24 protein-coding genes are annotated in these 22,854 nt (G+C 75.6%); 13 read left to right on the plus strand and 11 right to left on the minus strand.

Annotated elements, in window-relative coordinates; translation table 11 throughout:
- Positions 1-100: 100 nt before the first annotated feature.
- On the plus strand, positions 101-766 hold the full coding sequence (locus IE316_RS33040) for a DUF305 domain-containing protein (protein ID WP_229910655.1): 666 nt from the start codon (positions 101-103) through the stop codon (positions 764-766).
- A 36-nt stretch (positions 767-802) separates the two neighbouring features.
- On the opposite strand, the gene IE316_RS33045 is transcribed toward IE316_RS33040, so the two are convergent.
- Positions 803-1,258: a DUF6214 family protein gene (locus tag IE316_RS33045; RefSeq protein WP_190208300.1), complete on the minus strand. Its 456-nt coding sequence runs from the start codon at positions 1,256-1,258 to the stop codon at positions 803-805.
- A 197-nt stretch (positions 1,259-1,455) separates the two neighbouring features.
- On the opposite strand from IE316_RS33045, the gene IE316_RS33050 reads away from it, so the two are divergent.
- Positions 1,456-2,799: an FAD-dependent oxidoreductase gene (locus IE316_RS33050; protein ID WP_190208245.1), complete on the plus strand. Its 1,344-nt coding sequence runs from the start codon at positions 1,456-1,458 to the stop codon at positions 2,797-2,799.
- A gap of 138 nt (positions 2,800-2,937) precedes the next feature.
- Entirely contained in the window at positions 2,938-4,338 is a 1,401-nt protein-coding gene (locus tag IE316_RS33055) for a nucleobase:cation symporter-2 family protein (RefSeq protein ID WP_190208246.1), read from the plus strand.
- Here IE316_RS33055 and IE316_RS33060 read toward each other — a convergent pair.
- A complete protein-coding gene (locus IE316_RS33060; RefSeq protein ID WP_190208247.1) occupies positions 4,258-4,614 on the minus strand; it encodes an ArsR/SmtB family transcription factor in 357 nt (118 codons plus the stop codon). The genes IE316_RS33055 and IE316_RS33060 overlap by 81 nt on opposite strands.
- Positions 4,615-4,976: 362 nt before the next feature.
- Here IE316_RS33060 and IE316_RS33065 point away from each other — a divergent pair, with 362 nt between their 5' ends.
- Positions 4,977-5,780 carry a pectate lyase gene (locus IE316_RS33065; RefSeq protein WP_190208248.1) on the plus strand — a complete coding sequence of 268 codons (804 nt, stop codon included), beginning with the start codon at positions 4,977-4,979 and terminating at the stop codon, positions 5,778-5,780.
- A gap of 45 nt (positions 5,781-5,825) precedes the next feature.
- Here IE316_RS33065 and IE316_RS33070 read toward each other — a convergent pair whose 3' ends face one another.
- Complete coding sequence (locus IE316_RS33070) at positions 5,826-6,575, minus strand: PaaX family transcriptional regulator C-terminal domain-containing protein (protein WP_190208249.1); 750 nt, start codon at positions 6,573-6,575, stop codon at positions 5,826-5,828.
- Positions 6,576-6,647: 72 nt separating this feature from the next.
- Here IE316_RS33070 and IE316_RS33075 point away from each other — a divergent pair, with 72 nt between their 5' ends.
- The gene (locus IE316_RS33075) at positions 6,648-8,315 is read left to right on the plus strand and encodes an acyl-CoA dehydrogenase family protein (protein WP_190208250.1); all 1,668 of its coding nucleotides are present in this window, start codon (positions 6,648-6,650) and stop codon (positions 8,313-8,315) included.
- A gap of 53 nt (positions 8,316-8,368) precedes the next feature.
- Positions 8,369-9,523: a WD40/YVTN/BNR-like repeat-containing protein gene (locus IE316_RS33080; protein WP_190208251.1), complete on the plus strand. Its 1,155-nt coding sequence runs from the start codon at positions 8,369-8,371 to the stop codon at positions 9,521-9,523.
- Between the two features lie 35 nt (positions 9,524-9,558).
- Here IE316_RS33080 and IE316_RS33085 read toward each other — a convergent pair whose 3' ends face one another.
- A complete protein-coding gene (locus tag IE316_RS33085) occupies positions 9,559-10,236 on the minus strand; it encodes a uracil-DNA glycosylase (RefSeq protein WP_190208252.1) in 678 nt (225 codons plus the stop codon).
- Positions 10,237-10,349: 113 nt separating this feature from the next.
- On the opposite strand from IE316_RS33085, the gene IE316_RS33090 reads away from it, so the two are divergent.
- Together IE316_RS33090 and IE316_RS33095 are read left to right on the plus strand one after the other, a co-directional pair.
- Positions 10,350-11,357 carry an N-acetylglucosamine kinase gene (locus IE316_RS33090; RefSeq protein ID WP_190208253.1) on the plus strand — a complete coding sequence of 336 codons (1,008 nt, stop codon included), beginning with the start codon at positions 10,350-10,352 and terminating at the stop codon, positions 11,355-11,357.
- Positions 11,358-11,494: 137 nt separating this feature from the next.
- Complete coding sequence (locus tag IE316_RS33095; protein WP_190208254.1) at positions 11,495-12,418, plus strand: sirohydrochlorin chelatase; 924 nt, start codon at positions 11,495-11,497, stop codon at positions 12,416-12,418.
- A gap of 64 nt (positions 12,419-12,482) precedes the next feature.
- On the opposite strand, the gene IE316_RS33100 is transcribed toward IE316_RS33095, so the two are convergent.
- Together IE316_RS33100 and IE316_RS33105 are read right to left on the minus strand one after the other, a co-directional pair.
- On the minus strand, positions 12,483-13,523 hold the full coding sequence (locus IE316_RS33100) for a lactonase family protein (protein WP_190208255.1): 1,041 nt from the start codon (positions 13,521-13,523) through the stop codon (positions 12,483-12,485).
- Between the two features lie 49 nt (positions 13,524-13,572).
- Positions 13,573-15,063: an FUSC family protein gene (locus tag IE316_RS33105; RefSeq protein ID WP_190208256.1), complete on the minus strand. Its 1,491-nt coding sequence runs from the start codon at positions 15,061-15,063 to the stop codon at positions 13,573-13,575.
- 251 nt (positions 15,064-15,314) lie between these two features.
- Between IE316_RS33105 and IE316_RS33110 the strand changes: the two genes are divergently transcribed.
- Positions 15,315-15,791 carry an Lrp/AsnC family transcriptional regulator gene (locus tag IE316_RS33110; protein ID WP_190208257.1) on the plus strand — a complete coding sequence of 159 codons (477 nt, stop codon included), beginning with the start codon at positions 15,315-15,317 and terminating at the stop codon, positions 15,789-15,791.
- A gap of 253 nt (positions 15,792-16,044) precedes the next feature.
- Entirely contained in the window at positions 16,045-16,791 is a 747-nt protein-coding gene (locus tag IE316_RS33115) for a DUF4142 domain-containing protein (RefSeq protein ID WP_190208258.1), read from the plus strand.
- 18 nt (positions 16,792-16,809) lie between these two features.
- Here IE316_RS33115 and IE316_RS33120 read toward each other — a convergent pair whose 3' ends face one another.
- Entirely contained in the window at positions 16,810-17,610 is an 801-nt protein-coding gene (locus IE316_RS33120) for a LysR family substrate-binding domain-containing protein (protein ID WP_190208259.1), read from the minus strand.
- Positions 17,611-17,667: 57 nt separating this feature from the next.
- Between IE316_RS33120 and IE316_RS33125 the strand changes: the two genes are divergently transcribed.
- Entirely contained in the window at positions 17,668-18,063 is a 396-nt protein-coding gene (locus IE316_RS33125; RefSeq protein WP_190208260.1) for a DUF5997 family protein, read from the plus strand.
- 13 nt (positions 18,064-18,076) lie between these two features.
- On the opposite strand, the gene IE316_RS33130 is transcribed toward IE316_RS33125, so the two are convergent.
- Genes IE316_RS33130 through IE316_RS33145 form a run of 4 tightly spaced genes read right to left on the minus strand, consistent with a single transcriptional unit; the run spans position 18,077 to position 20,736 of the window.
- On the minus strand, positions 18,077-18,613 hold the full coding sequence (locus IE316_RS33130; protein ID WP_190208261.1) for an ATP-binding protein: 537 nt from the start codon (positions 18,611-18,613) through the stop codon (positions 18,077-18,079).
- Positions 18,614-18,618: 5 nt separating this feature from the next.
- Positions 18,619-19,110: a DUF1360 domain-containing protein gene (locus IE316_RS33135; protein WP_190208262.1), complete on the minus strand. Its 492-nt coding sequence runs from the start codon at positions 19,108-19,110 to the stop codon at positions 18,619-18,621.
- Complete coding sequence (locus IE316_RS33140; protein WP_190208263.1) at positions 19,097-19,516, minus strand: DUF2267 domain-containing protein; 420 nt, start codon at positions 19,514-19,516, stop codon at positions 19,097-19,099. Before IE316_RS33140 ends, IE316_RS33135 begins: the two co-directional genes overlap by 14 nt.
- Before the next feature lie 11 nt (positions 19,517-19,527).
- Positions 19,528-20,736, minus strand: a complete 1,209-nt coding sequence (locus IE316_RS33145; protein WP_434094268.1) for an MGDG synthase family glycosyltransferase — start codon at positions 20,734-20,736, stop codon at positions 19,528-19,530.
- A 240-nt stretch (positions 20,737-20,976) separates the two neighbouring features.
- Between IE316_RS33145 and IE316_RS33150 the strand changes: the two genes are divergently transcribed.
- Together IE316_RS33150 and IE316_RS33155 are read left to right on the plus strand one after the other, a co-directional pair.
- On the plus strand, positions 20,977-21,831 hold the full coding sequence (locus IE316_RS33150; protein WP_190208264.1) for an SDR family NAD(P)-dependent oxidoreductase: 855 nt from the start codon (positions 20,977-20,979) through the stop codon (positions 21,829-21,831).
- 15 nt (positions 21,832-21,846) lie between these two features.
- Complete coding sequence (locus IE316_RS33155) at positions 21,847-22,803, plus strand: DMT family transporter (RefSeq protein ID WP_190208302.1); 957 nt, start codon at positions 21,847-21,849, stop codon at positions 22,801-22,803.
- Positions 22,804-22,854: the final 51 nt, after the last annotated feature.

Consider the following 22,854-nt stretch of genomic DNA (forward strand, 5'->3'; position numbering starts at 1 on the left):
GCTGTAATGAAGTTTTTTGATCAGTGCGGCGCGGAAGCGTGCTAGGACGGTCATGGCACTCACGAGGTGTCGTCCGCTCCCCCTTCCACAGGAGGTCGTCGTGCTCTTCCGCCCCGCGTCCCGCGCGTCGCTCGTCGCGGCCTCGCTGACCGCCCTGGCCGTGTGCGGCCTGAGCGCCTGCGACTCCGGGGGAAAGGCCGATCCGGCCGGTCCCACGGGCCCTTCGGTGATCGCGCCGGGCAAGCCGGGCGAGGCCAACCGCACCCTGTCCGCCCAGGACGCCGACAAGCGGCGCGCCGACGACGACACCCCCAATACGGCGGACGTGGACTACGCGCGGATGATGATCCAGCACCACTCCCAGGCCCTGAAGATGACCGAACTCGTCCCGGAACGCGCCGAGTCGGGCAAGCTCAAGCGGCTCGCGGAGCGGATCGCCGCCGCGCAGGGACCCGAGATCACCGCGATGCGGGGCTGGTTGAAGGAGTACGGCAAGAAGGAGACGGAGCCGGGCGGGCAGGGCGGGCACGACCACGCCGCGATGCCCGGGATGGCGACCGAGGCGCAGTTGGCGAAGTTGCGGGCGGCGCGCGGCAAGGCGTTCGACCAGCTCTTCCTGACCCTGATGATCACCCATCACCAGGGCGCGCTGACCATGGCCGCGGAGGTCAAGGGGCAGGGCAACAACGTCCGGATCGAGGAGATGGCCGACGACGTGGTGGCCCAGCAGACGAGCGAGATCTCCCGGATGCGCGGCATGCTCTGACCGCCCCGGCAGCCCCCTGACCGGCCCCGGGGTCGGTCAGCGGCGGGCCCGGCGCGGGCTGAGCAGGCCCGCGTCGCGGGCCCGCCCGATCAGCCGCAGGGCCCCCCGGCGGCCGTGCCCGGTCGCGTGCATCACCGCGAGGACGGGATCGGTGCCGCGCTCCCGGGCGGCGAGGTACTCGTCCGCCACCAGTCGCTGTTCCGCGTCGCCGCGCGGCGGGTCGGGGCGGGCGTGCCGCCGGGCGCCCGGCGCGGCCGGCGTGGCCGCGGCCCCGAGTCCGCAGGCCGTGGCGAGCGGCCCTTCGAGCCAGTCGCCGAGCGCGGTCAGGTCGTCGAGGGAGAGCGCCGGCCGGGCCCGTACGTCCTCCAGGCGCACGGACGCCTCGGTGACCACGGCGAGGGCCTCGACCCGGGCGCCGTCGGCGAAGACCAGCCGGACGTCGTACCAGGAGACGGTGGCGGCGCCCTCCCGCACGTGCCACACGTTCCGCACGGACGTCTCGCCGTCCTCGGGACAGCGGTCGGAGAGCCGGAGGGCACGGTGAGCGCGGGATGCTTCGGGCACCCACGGAACGTAACCGCATGATCACACTCCATACGAACGGACACGCGTCGGGCACCCGCTCCGGCACCCTGTCAGCGGACCGCCTCCGGTGCGATGCTGGAAGCCGCAGGCGAAGGAGGTCCGCCGTGCTGCGTGTCGCCGTCGTCGGCTCCGGGCCCAGCGGGTGCTACACCGCCCAGAGCCTCGTCCAGCAGGATCCAGGGGTGTGCGTCGACGTCCTGGACCGGCTGCCCTGCCCGTACGGACTGGTGCGGTACGGGGTGGCGCCGGACCACGAGAAGATCAAGTCCCTCCAGGGCGCCCTGCGGACGGTCCTGGAGCACGAGCGGGTGCGCTTCCTCGGCGGCGTCCCGGTCGGCGCCCAGGGCGTGTCCTGCGCCGGGCTGCGGGAGCTGTACGACGCGGTGGTGTACTGCGTGGGCGCCGCCGCCGACCGCCGGCTCGGCATCCCCGGCGAGGACCTGCCGGGCAGTTGGTCGGCGACCGAGTTCGTCTCCTGGTACAGCGCCCACCCGGACGCGGCCGACGCCGGGTACGTGCGGGACGCGCGGTCGGCGGTGGTCATCGGCGTGGGCAATGTCGCCGTGGACGTGGCCCGGATGCTGGCCCGCGGCAGGGCGGAGCTGACCGGTACGGACATGCCGCAGGCGGCGCTGACCGCGCTGGCCGCCGGGCGGATCGCCGACATCCACTTGGTCGGCCGGCGCGGCCCCTCGGGGGCCCGGTTCACCACCAAGGAGCTGCGCGAGCTGGGTGCCCTGCCGGACACGGACGTGCTGGTGGACCCGGCGGAGGCGGCGCTCGACCCGGCCTACCGGGACCCCGCCGCGCTGCCCGGTGTGCGGCGGCGCAACGTGGCGGTGGTGCGCGACTGGGCGGGGGCGCCGGCCTCGGGTGCCGCGCGCCGCATCCGGCTGCGGTTCTTCCTGCGGCCGGTGGAACTGCTCGCCCGCGACGGACGGGTGGGCGCCGTGCGCTTCGAGCGGACGGCGCCGGACGGGCCCGGCGGGATCACCGGGACCGGGGTGTTCGAGGAGATCGAGGCCCAGATGGTGCTGCGGTCGGTGGGCTACCGCGGGGTGCCGCTGGAGGGGCTGCCGTTCGACGCGGCGACCGGCACGGTGCCGCACCGGGCCGGGCGCGTCCTGCGCGACGGCGCGGTCGTGCCCGGTGTGTACGTGGCGGGCTGGATCAAGCGCGGCCCGACCGGCGTCATCGGCACCAACCGGCCGTGCGCGAAGGAGACGGTGGCGTCCCTGCTGGCCGACGCGCCCGCGCTGGCCCGCGCGGGCGGGTCCCCCGATCCGCTGCCCGCGCTGCGCGCCGGGGGCGCCGAGCCGGTCGAGTGGCCGGGCTGGCGGGCCATCGAGCGGGCGGAGGCGGCCCTGGGCGCGTCCCTCGGCCGGAAAGTGGTGAAACTCCCCGACTGGGCGTCCCTGTTGGAAGCCGCCCGCACCGGGTCCGGTTAGGCGGCGAACGGTCCGGCCGGGCCGACACCTGGTGGCAACACCGCGGAAATCAACAAACTGTTCAAGGCGCCTACGTTCCTGGCTGTCCGGTGGTTCCGCCGCCGGCACCCGTCCCTTCCGCGCAGCCCAGGAGCGCCCATGGCACCGACGTCCCCCGTGCATCCCGTCGACGAGGTCCCGCCCGTACGGCGGTTGGCGGCCTTCGGCCTCCAGCACGTGCTCGCCATGTACGCGGGCGCGGTGGCCGTCCCGCTGATCGTCGGCGGGGCGATGAAGCTGCCGCCCGCGGACCTGGCGTATCTGATCACCGCCGATCTGCTGGTGTGCGGCATCGCCACGCTGGTCCAGTGCGTGGGCCTCTGGCGGTTCGGCGCCCGGCTGCCGATCATGCAGGGCTGTACGTTCGCCGCCGTGTCGCCGATGGTGATGATCGGGACGACCGGCGGCGGACTGCCCGCGATCTACGGGGCGGTGATCGTCGCCGGGCTCGCGATCATGCTGCTGGCACCGGTCTTCGGCAGGCTGCTGCGGTTCTTCCCGCCGCTGGTGACCGGCACGGTGATCCTGATCATCGGGGTGACGCTGCTGCCGGTGGCGGGCAACTGGGCCGCGGGCGGCTCGGGCGCGGCCGGCTTCGGCGCGCCGGAGAACCTGGGGCTGGCGGCGTTCGTGCTGCTGGTCGTGGTCGGCGTGCAGCGGTTCGCGCCGCCGTTCCTCGGCCGGATCGCGGTGCTGACCGGCATCGTCGTGGGGGTGGCGGTCGCGGTGCCGCTGGGCCTCACGGACTTCGGCCCGGTCGCGGACGCCGACTGGGTCGGGATCAGCACGCCGTTCCACTTCGGGGCGCCGGCCTTCGAGGCGTCGGCGATCGTGTCGATGCTGGTGGTGGCGCTGGTCTGCATGACCGAGACGACCGGCGACTTCATCGCGGTCGGCGAGCTGACCGACCGCCCGGTGGGGCCGCGCGCCCTCGCCGACGGGCTGCGCGCCGACGGGCTCTCCACCGTCCTCGGCGGCGTCTTCAACACCTTCCCGTACACGGCGTACGCGCAGAACGTGGGGCTGGTCGGGATGACCCGAGTGCGCAGCCGCTGGGTGGTCGCGGCGGCGGGCGGCCTGCTGGTGCTGCTCGGGCTGCTGCCCAAGCTGGGCGCGGTGGTGGCGGCGGTGCCCGCGCCGGTGCTGGGCGGGGCGGGCCTGGTGATGTTCGGGACGGTCGCCGCCAGCGGGCTGCGCACCCTCGCCCGGGTCGACTTCAAGGACAACCACAATCTGACGGTGGTCGCCGTGTCGGTGGCGGTCGGCGTGCTGCCGGTCGGGGTGCCGACCGTCTACGACCGGTTCCCGGACTGGTTCCAGACGGTGATGCACAGCGGCATCAGCGCGGGCTGCGTCACGGCGATCCTGCTCAACCTGCTCTTCAACCACCTGCCGGGACGCACCGCCCCGGCCCCGGCCTCAGCCCTCGCCGAGCCGGGCGGACTGCCGGGCGGCGGCGCCGAGCAGGGCGTCGAGCAGCCCCGGGAAGAGGTCGTCTAGGTCGTCCCGGCGCAGCCCGTTGAGCTTGGCGGTGCCCCGGTAGATCTGCCGGATCACCCCGCTCTCCCGCAGCACCCGGAAGTGGTGCGTGGTGGTCGACTTGGTCACCGGCAGGTCGAACTGCGAACAGGTCAGCTCGTCGGCGTCGCCGGCGAGCTCCCGCACGATCCGCAGCCGCATGGGGTCGGAGAGCGCGTGCAGCACGCTCTCCAGCCGGATCTCCTCGCGCGCCGGGTGCGGCAGGGCTCGGCTGCTGGGGGCGATGGCGGGCGTCACGGCGGCTCCAGTCGGTCCGGGAGGACCCCATTGTACGAGGAGAGTCGTAGTACCAGGCCGGAGTTCCGGTGCGGGTGGCTACGCCGGGCCGCAGCGGCGGACCGGCCCGGCACCGGAGAGGCACCAGTCCGGGACCGGAGTGGCACCGGCCGGGCTCCGGAGGGGCACCGGCCCGGCACCGGAGTGGCCGAATCCGTACTGCGCGAGGCGTTGACTAGAAAGCGCTTGCACTCTACGTTCCGTTCAGCAGTGTGACCCGCTCGCCAACATGGCGTACGTCATTCACGTACATGACCCATCGGGGGTCGGCGGCGGGGCGCGCTCGCGCGACACCCCCACATCCGACACGAAGGAAGCAGCACATGACGTCTGCGACACGACCCCGCGCACGCGGGCGCGCCCTGACCGGCGCGCTGGCCACGCTCGGCCTCTCGGTTGGCATGGTCATGGCAACGGGGACCGGTTCGGCCCACGCCGCCACCTGGCCGACCGCCAACGGCAGCCAGGGCGTCTCCTCCACCATCTCGGTGTCCGGCACCAAGGACTACGCGATGAAGCGCCTGTACGGCACGGGCGACCTGGGCTCCGGCGGCCAGGACGAGGACCAGGGACCGATCCTGGAGCTGGCCCCGGGCGCGGTGCTGAAGAACGTCATCATCGGCGCGCCCGCCGCCGACGGCATCCACTGCAAGGGCAGTTGCACCCTGCAGAACGTGTGGTGGGAGGACGTCGGCGAGGACGCGGCGACCTTCCGCGGCTCCTCCTCCTCGAACGTCTACACCGTCTCCGGCGGCGGCGCGAAGGAGGCCAGCGACAAGGTGTTCCAGTTCAACGGCGCCGGGACGCTGAACGTGTCCAACTTCGCCGTGCAGAACTTCGGCACCTTCGTCCGCTCCTGCGGCAACTGCTCCACGCAGTACAAGCGGACGATCAACCTGAACACGATCGAGGCGACCTACAAGGGCAGCCGGCTCGTCGGCATCAACACCAACTACGGCGACAGCGCGACCCTGCGGGGCATCACGATCGTCGGGGACACCAGCAAGAAGATCGTCCCGTGCCAGAAGTACATCGGCAACGACGACGGCGACGAGCCGAGCAGCAACGGCTCCGGCCCGGACGGCACGTACTGCAAGTACTCGGCGTCGGACATCACCTACAAGTGACCCGCCCGGAAGCGGCCGCACGCGCGCGTGCGGCCGCTTCCGCGTTCACGGCCGGGCGCCGGGGCCGCCGAGCCGCCCCGCCTGCTCGCGCTGGTAGTCCCGGTAGGCGTCGCGCAGGGCCGGGCCCGGCCAGTCGCCGGGCAGCAGCGCCTCGGGCAGCACGGGGTCGGCGAGCAGATGGCGGACGGCGGCGGCGTAGGCGGCCAGGCGGCCGGCCGGGCGGCGGGCCCGCCCGACCTCGGCGAGCAGGCGCCGCGCGGTGGCCGCCCAGGTCTCCAGCGGCCACAGGGCGGCGGCCAGTTCGCGGTCCGGGCGGCCGGGCCGCGCGGTGCAGCACTCGGCCACCTCGCAGAGGTCGCCGGGGAGCGGGCGGCACAGGTTGGCGGGGCGCAGCCAGACGCCCTCGCGCAGTTCGGCCAGGCGCAGGGCGGCGAGCCGGGCGCGCAGGTCGGCGCGGGCGGCGGGGCCGCGTCCCGTCGCGGTGATCACGACCATCTCCCAGTCGCCGTCCCACGCGCGCGTGCGGGGGCGTACCGCCTCGTCCTGGCGCCGCTGGCGCTCCAGGAGCCGGTCGCTGAGGCGGTAACCGGTCTCCGTGCGCCGCAGGTCGCCGGCGGCCGCCATCCGGCTGAGCGCCGCCCGCGCGGTGGAGGCGCCGATGCCGAACTCCGCGACCAGTTGGACCAGGTCCCGCCCCGGCAGTTCGGGCGGGTGCGCGCCCAGCAGCAGGCTCAGCACCACCGACCGCGCGGACAGCGGGCGCGGCCCGGGCGGCGCGGGCTCGTCGATCGACATGGAGCCGTACTGTACGGGGCCGGGTGTGTTGCAGTATTGCTGCGGTCGCAGAAGCGGTGCAACACTCGCCGTATGACGACACTCGCGCACGAGCCCGGACCGGTGCGGCCCGCGGGGCACGCCACCCACGAGGTCACCAACCAGCCCCCTCCCCTGGCCCCGTACGACGCCTCCGAGGACACCGCCCTGCTGGAGGGGCTGCGCCGGGAGGGCGCCGGGTGGGCGGAGGAGGAGCTGCGGCGGCTGGGCCGGCGGGCGGGCAGCGCGGAGGCGCAGGAGTGGGGCGAGCTGGCCAACCGGCACGAGCCGGTGCTGCGCACCCACGACCGGTACGGCCACCGGGTCGACGAGGTCGAGTACCACCCGAGCTGGCACCACCTGATGCGGGTGGCGGTCGGCGAGGGGCTGGCCGGCGCCGCCTGGGCGGACGGCCGGCCCGGCGCCCATGTGGCGCGGACCGCGGGCGGGCTCGTCTGGGGGCACACCGAGGCGGGCCACGGCTGCCCGGTGTCGATGACGTACGCGGCCGTCCCCGTGCTGCGCCGGGAGCCGCGCCTCGCCGAGGTCTACGAGCCGCTGCTCACCAGCCGCGTCTACGACCCGGAGCTGCGGGCGCCCGCCGAGAAGCGGGGCCTGCTGGCCGGGATGGGGATGACCGAGAAGCAGGGCGGCTCCGACGTCCGCGCCAACACCACCACGGCCACGCCGACCGCCGAGCCCGGCGTGTTCACGCTGCGCGGGCACAAGTGGTTCACCTCGGCGCCGATGTGCGACGTGTTCCTGGTGCTGGCGCAGGCCCCCGGCGGGCTGTCCTGCTTCCTGGTGCCGCGGGTGCTGCCGGACGGCACCCGCAACACCTTCCGCGTCCAGCGGCTGAAGGACAAGCTGGGCAACCGGTCCAACGCGTCCGCCGAACCCGAGTTCGACGGGACCGTGGCCTGGCGGGTCGGGCCGGAGGGACAGGGCGTCAAGACGATCATCGAGATGGTCAACTGCACCCGGCTGGACTGCGTGATGTCCTCGGCGACGCTGATGCGCAAGACGCTGGTGGAGGCCGGTCACCACGCCCGCTACCGCCACGCCTTCGGGGCCCGGCTGCTGGACCAGCCGCTGATGCGCAACGTGCTGGCCGACCTGGCGCTGGAGTCGGAGGCCGCGACGGCGCTGACGCTGCGGCTGGCCGGGGCGGCGGACCGGGCGGTGCGCGGGGACGCCGGGGAGGCGGCGTTCCGGCGGATCGCCACGGCCGTCGGCAAGTACTGGGTGACCAAGCGGGGCCCGGCGTTCACCGCGGAGGCCCTGGAGTGCCTGGGCGGCAACGGGTACGTCGAGGATTCGGGCATGCCCCGGCACTACCGGGAGGCCCCCCTGCTGTCGATCTGGGAGGGCTCGGGCAACGTCAACGCGCTGGACGTGCTGCGGGCCCTGCGCCGGGAGCCGCACACGGCCGACGCCCTGTTCGGGGAGCTCGCCCTGGCCCGGGGCGCCGACGCCCGCCTGGACGCGGCCGTGGCCCGGCTCGAGGACCTGCTGGCCGGGGCCGGTCCGGCCGGGGCGCGGCGGCTGGTGGAGCTGATGGCCCTCACCCTCCAGGCGTCCCTGCTGGTCCGGCACGCCCCGCCCGCGGTCGCCGACGCCTTCTGCGCCAGCCGGCTGGGCGGCGACTGGGGGCACTCCTTCGGCACCCTCCCCGAGGGCGCCGACCTGGACGCGGTGCTCGGCCGGGCGCTTCCGCACTGACCGGTCCGGACGATGCCGACCCGCGGCGGAGCCGGTCGCGGGGGTGGTTGTCAGTGGTGGGGTGCAGACTGGCCGGTGTCCTAGACGAAGGCGTCGACGCGGACGCCGCGGAGGTGATCGGCATGACCGAGGTACTGCTCGCCGTGGGCACCCGAAAGGGCCTGTTCATCGGGCGCCGGCGACGGGGCGCCTGGGAGTTCGACGAATCCCCCTGTTTCAGCGCGCAGGCCGTGTACTCGGTGGCCGTCGACACCCGGGGCGACACCCCGCGCCTGCTGGCCGGCGGCGACAGCGCGCACTGGGGACCGTCCGTGTTCCACTCCGACGACCTGGGCCGCACCTGGACCGAGCCGGCGGCGCCCGCGGTGAGGTTCCCCCAGGACACCGGTGCCTCCCTGGAGCGGGTCTGGCAGTTGCACCCGGCCGCCGCCGAACCCGACGTGGTGTACGCGGGCACCGAGCCGGCCGCGCTGTACCGCTCGGTGGACCGCGGGGAGAGCTTCGAGCTGGTCCGGCCGCTGTGGGAGCACCCGACCCGGTCGCGGTGGGTGCCGGGCGGCGGCGGCGAGGGCCTGCACACCGTCGTCACCGACCCCCGCGACCCGGCCGCCGTGACGGTCGCCGTCTCCACCGCCGGGGTGTTCCGCACCACCGACGGCGGCGCGAGCTGGGCGCCGTCCAACTCCGGGGTCTCCGCGGTCTTCCTGCCCGACCCGGACCCGGAGTTCGGCCAGTGCGTGCACAAGATCGCGCAGGACGCGGCGACCCCGGACCGGCTGTACCTGCAGAACCACTGGGGGGTGTACCGCAGCGACGACGCGGGGGCGCACTGGACGGACATCGGCGAGGGCCTGCCGTCCACGTTCGGCTTCGCGGTCGCCGCCCATCCGCACCGCGGTGACACGGCGTACGTCTTCCCGATCAACGCCGACTCGGACCGGGTCCCGGCCGACCGGCGCTGCCGTGTCTTCCGCACGGCGGACGCGGGCAGGAGCTGGGAGCCGCTCACGGCGGGCCTGCCCGGCGCCGACCACTACGGCACGGTGCTGCGCGACGCGCTGTGCACGGACGACGCGCAGCGCGCGGGCGTGTACTTCGGCAATCGCAACGGCGAGGTGTACGCGTCGGCGGACGACGGCGACAGTTGGCGGCAGTTGGCCGCCCACCTGCCGGACGTGCTGTGCGTCCGGGCCGCGGTGGTCGGATGAGGCGGCGGGCCGCCGCGGCGTCTCCCGGCGGCCCCCTACGGCAGGCGCCAGTCCACCGGCGCGGCGCCCTGGCGGACGAGGAAGTCGTTGGTGCGGCTGAAGGGGCGGGAGCCGAAGAAGCCCCGGTCGGCGGAGCGCGGCGAGGGGTGGGCGGACTCGATCACCGGGTAGCGGTCGAGGTGCGGGCGGAGGTTGCGGGCGTCCCGGCCCCACAGGATGGACACCAGCGGCGTGCCCCGCTCGGCGAGCGCGCGGATCGCCTGCTCGGTGACCTCCTCCCAGCCCTTGTCCCGGTGCGAGCCGGGGCTGTTGGGCCGGGTCGTCAGCGCCCTGTTGAGCAGCAGCACCCCTTGCCGCGTCCAGGGGGTGAGGTCACCGTTGGAGGGCTGCGGCAGGCCGAGGTCGCCGCGCAGCTCCTGGAAGATGTTGATCAGGCTGCCGGGCAGCCGGCGCACTTCGGGGGCCACGGCGAAGCTCAGGCCGATCGCCATCCCGGGCGTGGGGTAGGGGTCCTGACCGACGATCAGGACCCGTACGTCCTCGAAGGGCTGCTGGAAGGCGCGCAGGACGTTCGGCCCGGACGGCAGATAGGTGCGGCCCGCCGCGAGTTCGGCGCGCAGGAAGTCACCCATGGCGGCGATGCGCCCGGCCACGGGTTCCAGGGCCTTCGCCCAGCCGGGTTCGACGAGTTCGTGAAGGGGTCGTGGTGCCACAGCCGGTCACTCTACTGGCGGGGCGCCCCCGCCGGGCACCCGAGCCGGAGACCGTGACCGGCGGCGCTACCCTGGCCGGGCCGTGCGGGACGACAGCGGGGAGACCGAGTCCAGTGAGCCACCCCCAGCGCCGGTCCGAGCCGGGCCCGTCCGCCGGGGCCGACGGGTTCCTCGCCGTGGACTCCGGGGGCTCGGGCCTCCGGGTCGCCGCGGGGATACCGGGGCGCGGGCCGGCCGGGCGGCGGGTGACGCGGGAGCCGGTGCGGACCGGGCAGCGGGGCATCGACGCCGGGCACCTGCTGGCCCAACTGGTGCCGCTGGCGCGGGAGCTGGCGGCGCAGGCGGGGATCGGCCGGTTCACGGCGGTGGCGGTCGGGGCGGCCGGGCTGGCCACCCTCGGGGACGCGCTGCGCGCCGACCTCCCCGGCGCCCTGGCCCGGGACCTGGGGGCCCGGCGGGTCGCGCTGGCCGCCGACGCCGTCACCGCCTACGCCGGGGCCCTCGGCGTCCGGCCCGGCGCGGTGGTCGCCGCGGGCACGGGGCTGATCGCGGTCGGCACCGACCTGACCCGGTGGCGCCGGGCGGACGGCTGGGGCCATCTCCTCGGCGACTGCGGGGGCGGCGCCTGGATCGGGCGGGCCGGTCTGGAGGCGGCGCTGCGCGCGCACGACGGCCGCCGGGGCGGCTCGGCGGAGCTGCTGGCCCGCGCCCGGGAGCGGTTCGGGCCGGTGACCGGGCTGCCCGGCGCGCTGTATCCGCGGTCCGACCGGGCCGCCGTCCTCGCCTCGTTCGCGCCCGAGGTGGCCGCCTGCGCCGACGGCGACCCGGTCAGCGCGGGCATCCTGGGCGAGGCCGCCCGGCACGTGGCCGACGCGGCCGCCGCGGTCCACCCGGCCGGGACCCCGGTGACCGTCACCGGGGGGCTGCTGAAGCTGGGCGACGCCTTCGCCGTACCGCTGGCGCGGGAGCTGGCCGAGCGGCTGCCGGACGCGCCGCGGGTGGCGGCCGAGGGCGATCCGCTGGACGGGGCGGTGCGGATCGCGGAACGGCTCGCGACCGGCCCGCTCACCCTTCCGGAGGACGGGCGGATGCTGTCGGTGACGACCCTTCCGGGTGGCTGACTCCGGTCCCCCGGCGCGGCGAATCGTGCCCATGTCGTCCGATCCGTACATCACTCATCAGACAAAACCGGACGGATACCGCTCAGCTCCCCCCTCCCCGAACAGAGGAGCCCAGGAAGCCAGTAACATGCGGCGCCATGAGCTCCCCCACTGGGCCCGCGTCCGGCCTGCCCGTACGAATGCCGCGCCCCCGCCAGCCCGGACGGCACCGCCGTCCCGAACCCCTGGTGGCTCCCGAGGGCGCGCCCGCGCTCGTCCTCGCCGTGCCCGGGACGCCCAGTGACGCCACCCGGGGCCTGGCCGAGGAGGTCGTGAGCATCGCCCGCTCCGAGCTGCCCGGCCTGGACGCCCGGATCGGGTACGTGGACGGCGACGACGCGGCGTTCACGTCGCTGCCGTCGGTGCTGGCGCAGGCCGCCGAGGAGCGTACCGCCCGGCACGAGCAGGCCGTCGCCGCCGGGTCCGACGCCAAGGAGCCCGACGGTCCGGTCGCGGTGGTGGTGCCGCTGCTGGCCGGCCCGGACAGCGCGCTGCTGCGCCAGGTCCGCCAGGCCGTGATGGACAGCCGGGTCGCGGCCGAGCTGACCGACGTGCTGGGCCCGCACCCGCTGCTCGCCGAGGCGCTGCACGTGCGGCTCTCCGAGGCGGGCCTGGCCCGCGCCGACCGGGCGAGGCTGTTCACCGTGGCGACCGCCGCGGACGGCATCATCCTGGCCACCGTGGGCGGCGAGGAGGCGGTGCAGGCGGCCGGGATCACCGGCATGCTGCTCGCCGCGCGGCTGGCGGTGCCGGTGATGGCGGCCGCCCTGGACCAGGAGGGTTCGATCGCCTCCGTGGCCGAGCAGCTCCGCACCGCGGGCTCCCGGCAACTGGCGCTCGCCCCGTACCTGATCGGCCCGGAGATCGACGCGAGCCTGCTGGCGGAGGCGGCCAAGGAGGCCGACTGCCCCACCGCCGAGCCGCTCGGCCCCTACCCGGCCATCGGCAAGCTGGCGCTGGCCAAGTACACGACGGCGCTGGGCATCGCGCCGCAGCAGGCGCAGAGCGCGCCGGTGCGCTGACCGGCGCACCTCCGGTCCGGGGCCGCGGGGCCCGCTCCTTCTCGGGAGCGGGCCCCGCGGCGCGTCAGGCGCCGGCCTCGTCGAAGACCACGCAGGACGCGGCCGGGACGCGGAGCACGCCCGCCCGGCGGGGGGTGCCGGTGGCGGGGTCCGTGGTGAACCAGGTGACGTTGCCGGAGCGCTCGTTGGCCACGTAGAGCCGGCCGCCGGACTCGGTCAGGGCGCGGGGCCAGTGGCCGCCGCAGGGCACCGTGCCGGCCGGCCGCAGGGTCTCCCCCTCGACGGCGAAGACGGTCAGCAGGTCGGCGCCCCGGGTCGCGGTCCACACGAACCGGCCGTCGGCGGAGGCCACGATGCCGGACGGGAAGACGTCGCCGGACGGGGTGCCGGGCAGGACCGGGATCTCGGTGAGGGGCCGCAGCACCCCGTCCGGGGCGTCCCAGCGGCAGACGGTGACGGTCGGCGCGAGTTCGTTGACCACGTAGGCGCGGGTGCCGTCCGGGTGGAAGGCCAGGTGCCGGGGGCCCGAGCCGGGGCGCAGCGCGATCTCCCGGTGCACGGTGAGGGCGCCGTCGGCCAGAGCGCACACCCGTACCGAGTCGGTGCCGAGGTCCACGCTGACCGCCCAGCGCCCGCTGGGGTCGGGCTGCACCTGGTGGGCGTGCGGGCCCTGCTGACGGGGCACGTGCGGGCCGGAGCCGGTGTGCCGCAGGACGGCGGAGGCGGACCGGGCGAGGGTGCCGTCGGGCCGCAGCGGCACGGCGGTGACGCTGCCGGAGCCGTAGTTGGCGGTCAGGACATGGCCCCGGAAGAGGCTGAGGTGGGTGGGGCCGCTGCCGTCGACGGGGACCCGGGGCCCGGCCCGCTCGGGCTTCTCGCCGTGCACGCGGTAGGCGGCCACCGTGCCCTCGGCGGTCTCGCTGACCGCGTACAGCATGTCACCGCCGGGCGAGAGGGCCAGATAGGAGGGGTCGGGCAGGGAGTTCAGGCTGCCGCGGGCGGTCAGCGCGCCGCTGTCCGGGTCGACCGTCGCGGTCACGATGCCGGGACCCCCGGCCGCCGTGAACGACCCGATGAACGCCCGCCGCCTGTCGCCGTCTGCCACCGCTGACCCCTTCCGTCCCTGTGCCGTCCGGGGTGACGGTAGCAGCCGGTCAACCCTGGTCTAGACCGAGCGGGGTACGGGTGCGCAGCGGCGCGGCGAGTTCCGCCAGGGCGCGTTCCAGACCGTGCAGATGGGCGAGGGCGGGTCCGGCGGCGTGCTCGCGCTCGGCGCGTTCGGGGACGGCTCCGCCGCCGGTGAGAGCCTCGACCGCGGCCTCGACGCGCCAGCAGGCGGCGGCCAGCCGGGCGTCGTGCGAGGCTTCCGGGTCGGCGGCGACCGCGACCAGGCCGCGGATCTCCCGGGCGCACTCGTCGAGCAGGGCGAGCACCCGGCGGGCCCGCCGCTTGCGGTGCCGCATCGGGTTGAGCGGGTGCACCAGGGGCGCGACCGAGAGCCGGACCCGGCCGAGCAGCGCCTCCAGTTCGGCGACCCGGGGCGCCGGGTCGGCGCCCTCCGTGCCGGCCAGGCGGGCGGCGGCCTCGGCGGTGCAGGCGTGCACGCAGCGCAGGGCCCGCTGGATCCAGGCGTCGGTGACGGCGTGCGTGGTGACCGGCAGCAACAGCAGCACCGCGAGCGCGGCGCCGAGCGCGCCGACGGCCGTCTCGGCGAGGCGCAGGGCGAGCAGGCCGGGGGTGAGCACGCCGAGCAGGCCGTAGAGCAACTCGGCGAGGAGGGTGACGCAGAGCATCATCCAGGTGTAGGACACGGCGGCCGAGTAGAAGATGCCGAAGACGCAGCCCGCGGCGAGCACGGCCGAGGGCACGGCGGCGCCGTCCACGGGGACGGCGACCAGCAGTCCGAGGCCGATGCCGATGACCGTGCCGAGGACCCGGCGGAAGCCGCGGACCAGGGTCTCGCCGCGCGAGGTGGTGTTGACGAAGATCCACCAGGTGGCGCCCACCGCCCAGTACCAGCGCTGCCCGGAGACCAGGTGCCCGACGACCAGGGCGAAGCCCGCACCGGCCGTCGCCTGCACGGCCTGGCGGGTGGTGATCCGGGCGAGTCCGGTGCCGGCCGGCGGGGCGGGCACGGCGGGCGGCGGCAGTCGGCGCTCGTAGCACCACAGCCCGAAGCGGACCGCGGCGGCGGTGGCCACGGAGAGCAGCACGGCCGCGGACAGCTCGGGCAGTTGCCCGGGGACGGCGTGCAGGAACTGGGCGATGAAGAAGGTCATGAACGCGAACACGCCGAGGCTGTGGCCGCGCGGACCCCAGCGGCGGGCGTAGACGCCGACGCCGACCACGGCGAGGAAGGCCAGGTCCCGGGCGACCGGCTGGGCGTGCAGCCCGGCGGCGAGGGCGAGCACGGGCAGCCCGACGACGGGGAGCAGCGCGGTGGTGACCGCCTGGCCGCGCACGGTGGCGTCGGTGACGGTGAACAGGGCGAGCAGCGCGGCGAGACCGCCGGTGACGGCGCCCGGCAGGGAGTGTCCGGCGAGGCCGCAGAGGGCGACGGCCGACCCGATGCCGAGCACGGCCCGCCCGGCGAAGCGCAGCCGCACCCGGCCCGGGTCCGGCGCCACGAACATCCGCTTCAGCACTGAGTACCGCCCCCTCACTTCCCTCGGTCCCGGACGGCACGTGGACCGCCGACGGGGCGGCACGTGTTCCGGCATGAAAAAGGCGCCGCGGGGTCCGCAGCGCCATCGACCCCTCCATATCAACATCACTGCCACCAGTTGCTCAACTGGTCTCCGTAGAGGTGTGCCATTGGTACAGTGCTGACGGTCTTCCTAAGGCCAACGGGGAGCCATTGGCCGAGGCAGAGAGCGGAGAGCGGAGAGGGGACACCGTGGCGGTGGACGTGCTGGACACCCGCATCCTGCGGTTGCTGCTGGAGCAGCCGCGCACCAGCGTGCGCGAGTACGCCCGCATCCTCGGGGTCGCCCGGGGCACCGTGCAGGCCCGGCTGGACAGGCTGGAGCGGGACGGCGTGATCACCGGCACCGGTCCCAGCCTCTCCCCCGCCGCGCTCGGCCATCCGGTGCTGGCCTTCGTCCACATCGAGGTCACCCAGGGCCATCTCGACGACGTCGGGGACGCGCTGGCCGAGGTCCCCGAGATCGTCGAGGCGTTCTCGATCACGGGCGGCGGGGATCTGCTGACCCGGGTGGTGGCGCGGGACAACGCGCACCTGGAGGACGTGATCCAGAAGCTGATCAGCCTGCCCGGCGTGGTCCGCACCCGCACGGAGGTGGCCCTGCGCGAGCGGGTCCCGCACCGGCTGCTCCCGCTGGTGGAGTCGCTCGGCCGTACGACCGGGAAGTGAACCGCTCGTACGCGGGTCGATGCACGGGGCTCAGTGGGTGTGGGGTGTTACGGGCCGGGAGCAGCGGGGCGCGTCGCGGGACGGGAGTCGCGGGGCGTTGCGGGCCGGGAGCAGCGGGGCGCGTCGCGGGACGGGAGTCGCGGGGCGCGTCGCGGGGCGGGGGTAACGGAGGACACACGCGCGGCGGTGACTGGTTCGCCGTCGGCGTCCGTATCCCCCGGTGTCCGAGCCTGTCCTCACCCCAGGAGGAGCCATGCGCGTCACGCGCGCCACCGCGGGAACCGCCTTCGTCTGCGGTGCCCTGGTCCTCACCCTCACCGCGCTCGCCTACCCGACCGTGCTCGGGGTGCGGAACACGACCGGCGGCCCGGACCGGATCGTCGCCGAGACCCGCTACGGGCCGCTCACCGAGGCCGACCGGGACTTCGTGGTCAAGGTCCGGGCCGCCGGGCTGTGGGAGCACCCGCTCGGGCTGCTGGCCATGGAACGGGGGACGACACCGGAGATGAAGGAGGCCGGTGAGCACCTGGTCGTGGGGCACTCCCGGCTCGACGCCACCTGCCGCCGGATCGCGATCGAGCTGGGGATCACGCTGCCCAACCGGGCCTCGCCGCAGCAGCAGCGGTTCGTGGCCTCCGTGACGGGCAGCACGGGCAAGCAGTTCGACACCACCGCGGTCAACATCATGCGGGTGACCCACGGGCAGATCTTCCCGGCCATCGCCACCATCCGCGCCAACACCGGGAACAGCCTGGTCCGCCTGCTCGCCGACCAGGCCAACGACACCGTCCTGGACCACATCACGGTCCTGGAGAAGACCGGGCTGGTCAACTTCGACCAGACCAACTTCCAGCAGACCGCCGCGCCGAAGCTGCCCGCCGACCAGGTGACGCCGCCGGCGCCGCAGCCGGGCGAGCCGGTGCTGTCGCTGACCCAGCCGCCGGGACTGGACGTGAACACCACGTCCCCGGCGCCGAGCACCGACCCGGCCATGCGCTGACCGGACCCGCCAAGGGCGCTACGGGCGGCGGCGGGGCCGGCCGCCCTTCTGCCCCTTGGGGGCGCGGCGGGGGCCGCCGGTCTGCTGCGCGCGGCCGCCACCGCCGCGCTCCGGCTTCTTCGCGCCGGACCTCTTCGCGTCGGACTTCTTCGCGTCGGGCTTCTTGGTACCGGCCTTCTTCGTGTCGGCCTCGGTCCGCTGACGGCCCCGGGTGCTGTTGACGGTGCGGCCCCGGACGACGCCGATGAAGTCCTCCACCAGGTCGGTGTGCGCCTCCACCGGCCAGGACAGCGCCACACCGGAGGCGGGGGCGTCGGTCAGCGGGCGGTGGGTGAGGTCCTTGCGGTGGTGCAGCCGGGCCAGGGACAGCGGCACGACCAGCACGCCGATGCCCGCCGCGACCAGTTCGACGGCGTCCGCCGTGGTGGCGGGGCGTTCCAGGGCGGGCCGGCCGGGCGGCGCCTGCCAGCCGAGCACGTCGTCCAGGGGGTGCAGCACGATCTCGTCCGCCAGGTCGTCGACGCCCACCTCGTCGGCCGCCGTGACGAGGTGGTCCTTGGGGACGACGACGACCGTCGTCTCCGTGTAGAGGGGGATCGCACTGAGCACGTCCCGGTCGACGGGCAGCCGGACCAGTCCCGCGTCCGCCTCCCCGGCCAGCAGCGCGCCGGGCGCCTCGGCGGCGGTCACCTGGGTCAGCTCCAGCGGGACGCCGGGCTGCCGCTCGCGCCAGATCCGCACCCACTTGTCGGGCATCACACCGGGGACGTACACGAGGCGGAACGAGGGGGCGGCTGCCGGGTCTTCCGAGGCTGTCACCTGGCCAGGTTACCGGCCGTGGTCAGGGGTCGCGCACATGCTCGATACCCTGGAGGAATGACCGAGCACCAGAGCACCCAGACGATGAAGCCCGCGACCGCGGCGAAGAAGCTGGGTGTGTACCTCGACGCCACCCCCGCCGACTTCCGGGACGGCACGGTGACCCGCGCCGAGCTGAACGCGCTCCAGGCCGACCCGCCGCAGTGGCTGCGGGACCTGCGGCGCGACGGTCCGCACCCCCGGCCGGTGGTCGCCGCCAAGCTGGGCGTCTCCATCGCCGGTCTGCGCCGCGGCGGGGTCACCGAGGCGCTCACCACCGAGCAGATCGAGGCGCTCAAGGAGGAGCGGCCCGAGTGGCTGGAGCGGGAGCGCGCCGTGCAGGCCGACGTCCGCAAGGAGGCGGCCCGGGTGAAGAAGCTGCACGCCGAGCGCGCCGCCGGGGCCGAGGGCTGAGCCCCTCGGCAGGTCAGCCGCCCGCTCCGGCATCCGGTCCGGCACTCGGGCCGGCAGGCGGTCCGGCAGGCGGTCCGGCATCCGGTCCGGCAGTCAGGGCTTCGCGTACGGCGAAGCCGCCCCGCCCGTCGAAGGTCACCTCGTACACGGCGTCGAAGCCGTCGGCGGGGGTGGGGCGGCGCAGCCTGCTCAGGGTGGCGCGGACGCCGGTCTCCGGGACCCGGTCGCGGCCCGCGCGGGCGGCGTTGCGCCGGAGCGAGCCGGCGGGGTCGGGCGGGAACCAGTAGGCGGCGACCCGGGCACCGTAGGTGTGCCCGGCCGCCACCAGCGGGGCCCACTCCTGCGGGGAGGGGTTGGTGTTGTCGACCACCACCGGGCGGCCCTCGGCGAGCGCCCGGCCGACCTCCCGCATCTGCCGGGCCTGCTTGTGCCGGGCGCTCCTCGGATAGCGGTCCTTGCTCACCCGTACCCAGCGGCCGCTGAACCGCTGCCCGGCGAAGGTGGACTTCCCGGCGGCCTGGAGTCCGACCAGGACCGCCAGTTCGGGCATGTCCGTCAGACCCCGGACTTCTTCTCGGTCAGGCTCCACGCGTACTGCAGCCAGTCCGACAGGGCGACCGCGCTCAGGCCGGCGGTCACCAGCCGGGTGGCCCGGGGCGCGCAGGCGTACGAGGCGACGAGCCCGCCGGCCACCCACGCGGAGGTGCAGAACGGGCAGGTCATCAGGTCGCCGACGGCCCGTTGCAGACCGGTGCCGCGCGAGGTGTCGTTGACCTCGGGGCCACCGGCCGCGCTCTCCCGGCGGGTGAACGGTGCCCGCAGGAAACTGGTCACCTTGGCCTTGGACAGCAGCCGGGACGCCTTGAAGGTGGCCGTGGCCAGCAGCGCCAGGTCCCACGGCGGCACCCCGTCGGGCAGCCGCACCCCGCGCCGACGCGCGACCGCGGTGAACACCCCGGCCCCCGCCGCGAAGGTCGTCGCCAGGGCGGCGTACCCGCCGAGCGGCGTGTCCTCCTCCGCCCCGTAAGGCCGTTCACCGTCGGTCATGCGTGCCTCCTTCGCGGACCGTGCGGTCCTCCGTACGGCCGAACAGGTCCGCCCAGTCGGGCGGCAGTTGATCCAGAAGATGGCCGACCTGGCCCGCGGACACCGTCTCGGCGACCGTGGACAGGACGGCACCGGTGTCCCACTCCGCGGTGCGCGGGCGGGCCCCGGTCTGCTCCGCCACCCGCCGCAGGAACTCCTCGCGGTCGAACGGCTCGGGGCGTCCCCGCTCCAGGCGGAGCGCGTCGTCCAGCGGGGCGGGCAACTGCTCCGCCAGATCGGTGGCCTCCTCGGGCACGATCCGGGACGCGAGGACCCACAGCACCGCCTCGGTGACCTGTTCGGCCTCCTCCTGGCTGTGGTACTCGCCGCGGTCGCGGACCCGGGCCAGGAATTCGTCCGCTCTCATCACGTGCCTCCTCATGTCGATCCCTGCCCGGGTGCCCTCGGGTCGCGGACGGTAACCGGCTCCCGCCGATGCCCGGCGAGGGCCAGCGCGAGGGTCACCGGGTCGTCCCGGAAGAGGGCCTGACCGGCGGCGATCCGTTCCCGGCGGAGGGGACCGCCGGCGGTGAGGCGGCGCAGCGCGGCGAGCAGGGCCGGGCCGTCGGGCGCCGCCTCCGTCAGGCCCAGCGCGGCCATGCGCCGCACGCCGTCGGCGCCGTGCCCCGGGATCGGGCGGTGCCCGACGACCGGGAGACCGGCGGCGAGGGCCTGTACGGCGGTCTGGCCGGCGGCGTTGTCGACCAGGGCGCGGGCGGCGTGCAGCAGGCCGGGCATGTCGGTCACCCAGCCCAGGGCGAGCACCCCCGGCACGCCGGACAGCTCGCGGCGCAGCCGCTCGTTCGTCCCGCACAGCACCACGGGCAGGAAACCGTGCCCGGCCAGCATCCGGACGGTGGTGTCCAGGCGCGAGGCGACGCCCCAGGCACCGGAGGACAGCAGCACCGGCGGGCGGCCGGGCGCGTGCCGCGCGAACAGCCGCCGCCAGCCCTCCGCCCCGGTGCCCTCCGTGAAGCCCGGCGCCACCACCGGACCGCACACCGCGGCGGACGCCCCGATGCCCTCCCGCACCTGGCGGGCGGCGTCCTCGGTGAGGCAGAGGTACTGGTCGTTGCCGGGGTGCAGCCACTGCCGGTGGACCAGGAAGTCGATCACCAGGACGACGCTGGGCACGGGCAGCTCGCCCCGGGCCCGGAGATGGCCGGTGATCTGCGCGCCGACATGGAAGACGGGCACCACCACATCGGCGCCGGTCCGGTCGACGAGGTCCCGCAGCCGACGGCCGGCCAGCCGGGCGAGGGCGGTGTCGCCGGGGCGGCGGCCGGGGCCAGGGCGCAGGAAGAGGCGGTACAGGGCCGCGTAAGCCCAGGGGAGGTGGCGTACCGACGTCCGGTAGAAGTGCCGCAGCCCGGCGCCGAGCCGGTACGGCAGCAGGTCCAGGACATCGGCGGTCACCGCGTCGGCGCCGCGCTCCCGGGCACGGCGGACCAGCTCGGCGGCGACCGTGTCGTGCCCGGCACCCATGCGGGCGCTGAGCACCAGCAGCGTTCCGGCGGACGGTGCGGGCGGTGCGGGCGGGGGCGCGGGGCCGGCGGGGGACGGGGACGCGGAGACCGCAGGGGTCATGGGCGGGGACGGGGGCGGGGGTGAGGAGGCAGGCGGGGGCGGGGACTGCGGGCGGGGCGGGTCGGTGGGGCGCACGGGGGTCGGGGTTGCCCGCCCACCGCGGAGCAAACCGTACAAACAGGGACGTTTCACCTGCCGCTCGCCGGGAACTCCAAGACCGCCCGTCCCGCCGGACGCCGGAGCGACGACCGCCGGTCGACCGCTCGGCCGGTGACCGGCCCGCAGCCGAGGTGGTCCGTCATGGTCCCTGCGTTCTCCCGCGCCCGGTCTCTGTCCGCGCCGCCGGCCACCGCGCCCGGCGCGGACTCCGCGAAGGCCGTCCGGCACCCGGACCCGGCGGCCACCCGGACCCGTACCGCCCTGGTGACCGGGGCGTCGTCCGGGATCGGCGCGGCCGTGGCCAGGCTGCTGGGCGACGAGGGCACCTGGGACCTGGTGCTCAGCGGACGCGACCCGGCGCGGCTGCGGGCCGTCGCCGAGGAGGCGTCGGCCACCGCCTTCGCCGCCGACCTCACCGAGCCGGGCGCCGACCGGCGGCTCGCCGACTTCACCCTGGCCGCCGTGGGCGGCCCGGTGGACCTGCTGGTGGCGGGCGCCGGGATCGGCTGGGCCGGGCAGTTCCGCGAGATGCCCCCGCACGCCATCGACGAGGTGTTCGGCACCGACGTGATCGCCACCCTGCGGCTGGTACGGCTGCTGCTGCCGGGCATGGTGGCCGCCGGCACCGGCCGGGTGGTGCTGGTCGGGTCGCTGGCGGGCGCGGTCGGGGTGCGGGACGAGGCCGTGTACTCCGCCGCCAAGGCCGCGCTGGGCACCTTCGCCGACGCCCTGCGCTACGAGCTGCGCGGCACCGGTGTCGGGGTCAGCCATGTGGTGCCCGGGGTCGTCGACACCCCGTTCTTCGAACGCCGTGGCAAGCCCTACCGGCGGTCCCGGCCGCGCCCGGTCCCGGCGGAGCGGGTCGCCGAGGCGGTCCGCGCCGCGGCCGAGCGCGGTCTCGCCGAGGTGTACGTGCCGGGCTGGCTCCGGCTGCCCTGCCGGGTCCGGGGGGCGGCGCCGGGGCTCTACCGGTTGCTGGCCGGCCGGTTCGGATGAGCGGCGGTGAGCGCGGTGAGCGCCCTCACCGTCCTCCTCGCCCTGCTCGCGGCGCTGTCCAACGCCGCCGCCTCGGTACTGCAGCGCCGGGCCGCCGCCCAGGACGCCGCGGGCGCCGAACCCGGCCGTCCGGTGCGCTGGCTGCTGCGGCTGCTGCGCGACCCGTACTGGGTGGGGGGTGCCGCCCTGCTCGCGGTGACGACGGTGCTCCAGGCGGCGGCGCTGGCGGTGGGCAGTCTGGCCGTGGTCCAGCCGCTGATGGCGACCGAACTGCTGTTCACCCTGGTGGTCGGCAGCGCGGTCTTCCACCGGCGTCCCGACCGGCGGACCTGGCTGGCGTTCGGGGCTCTTGCGGTGGGGCTGGCGCTGTTCCTGGGCGCCGCCGCGCCCTCCGCGGGCCGGGACACGGCGTCCTCCGGCCGGTGGGCGGTGGCCGGGGCGGTGCTGCTCGGTGCGGTGGCCGCGCTCGCCGCGGCCGGACGGCTGACCCGGGGTGCCCCGCGTGCGGCGCTGTTCGGCTCGGCGTCGGCGGTGGCGTTCGGCGCGACGGCGGCGCTGCTCAAGGAGTTCACCGGGCGGCTTCCCCAGGGGGTGGGCACCGCGCTGACCCAGTGGCCGCCGTACGTCACCGCGGCCGTGGGCGCGATCAGCTTCCTGCTGCTGCAGAGCGCGCTGCGCGCCGGGACGCTGGCCGCCTCCCAGCCCGCGCTCACCCTCGGCGACGCCCTGACCAGCGTGGCGCTGGGCTGGGCGCTGTTCGGCGAGCAGATCGCGCTCGGGCTGCGGATCGTGCCCGAGGTGCTCGGCGTGGCCCTCATCGGCGTCGGCAGCGTGGGCCTGGCCCGCGCACCCTCGGTGCACGGCACGTGGGACACGGCGTCGCCGGCGGCGAACGGATCGGGCTTCGCCCCACGGCACCCCGAGGAACCACCCGCCACCGGTCCCGGGCGCCGGAAGGAGGGTGACGGATGAGCGGACGGGTGTCCGACGGGCGGGCGGTGCGGATGAATGGACGGGGGTCCG

The sequence above is a fragment of the Streptomyces fumanus genome (assembly GCF_014655295.1).
Lineage (GTDB): Bacteria > Actinomycetota > Actinomycetes > Streptomycetales > Streptomycetaceae > Streptomyces > Streptomyces fumanus.

Coding starts and splice junctions, on each gene's coding strand:
- IE316_RS33055 (WP_190208246.1), top strand. CDS start 2,938: ATGGCACCGACGTCCCCCGTGCATCCCGTCGACGAGGTCCCGCCCGTA.
- IE316_RS33065 (WP_190208248.1), top strand. CDS start 4,977: ATGACGTCTGCGACACGACCCCGCGCACGCGGGCGCGCCCTGACCGGC.
- IE316_RS33070 (WP_190208249.1), bottom strand. CDS start 6,575: ATGTCGATCGACGAGCCCGCGCCGCCCGGGCCGCGCCCGCTGTCCGCG.
- IE316_RS33075 (WP_190208250.1), top strand. CDS start 6,648: ATGACGACACTCGCGCACGAGCCCGGACCGGTGCGGCCCGCGGGGCAC.
- IE316_RS33095 (WP_190208254.1), top strand. CDS start 11,495: ATGAGCTCCCCCACTGGGCCCGCGTCCGGCCTGCCCGTACGAATGCCG.
- IE316_RS33115 (WP_190208258.1), top strand. CDS start 16,045: ATGCGCGTCACGCGCGCCACCGCGGGAACCGCCTTCGTCTGCGGTGCC.
- IE316_RS33125 (WP_190208260.1), top strand. CDS start 17,668: ATGACCGAGCACCAGAGCACCCAGACGATGAAGCCCGCGACCGCGGCG.
- IE316_RS33130 (WP_190208261.1), bottom strand. CDS start 18,613: ATGCCCGAACTGGCGGTCCTGGTCGGACTCCAGGCCGCCGGGAAGTCC.
- IE316_RS33135 (WP_190208262.1), bottom strand. CDS start 19,110: ATGACCGACGGTGAACGGCCTTACGGGGCGGAGGAGGACACGCCGCTC.
- IE316_RS33140 (WP_190208263.1), bottom strand. CDS start 19,516: ATGAGAGCGGACGAATTCCTGGCCCGGGTCCGCGACCGCGGCGAGTAC.
- IE316_RS33145 (WP_434094268.1), bottom strand. CDS start 20,736: ATGACCCCTGCGGTCTCCGCGTCCCCGTCCCCCGCCGGCCCCGCGCCC.
- IE316_RS33150 (WP_190208264.1), top strand. CDS start 20,977: ATGGTCCCTGCGTTCTCCCGCGCCCGGTCTCTGTCCGCGCCGCCGGCC.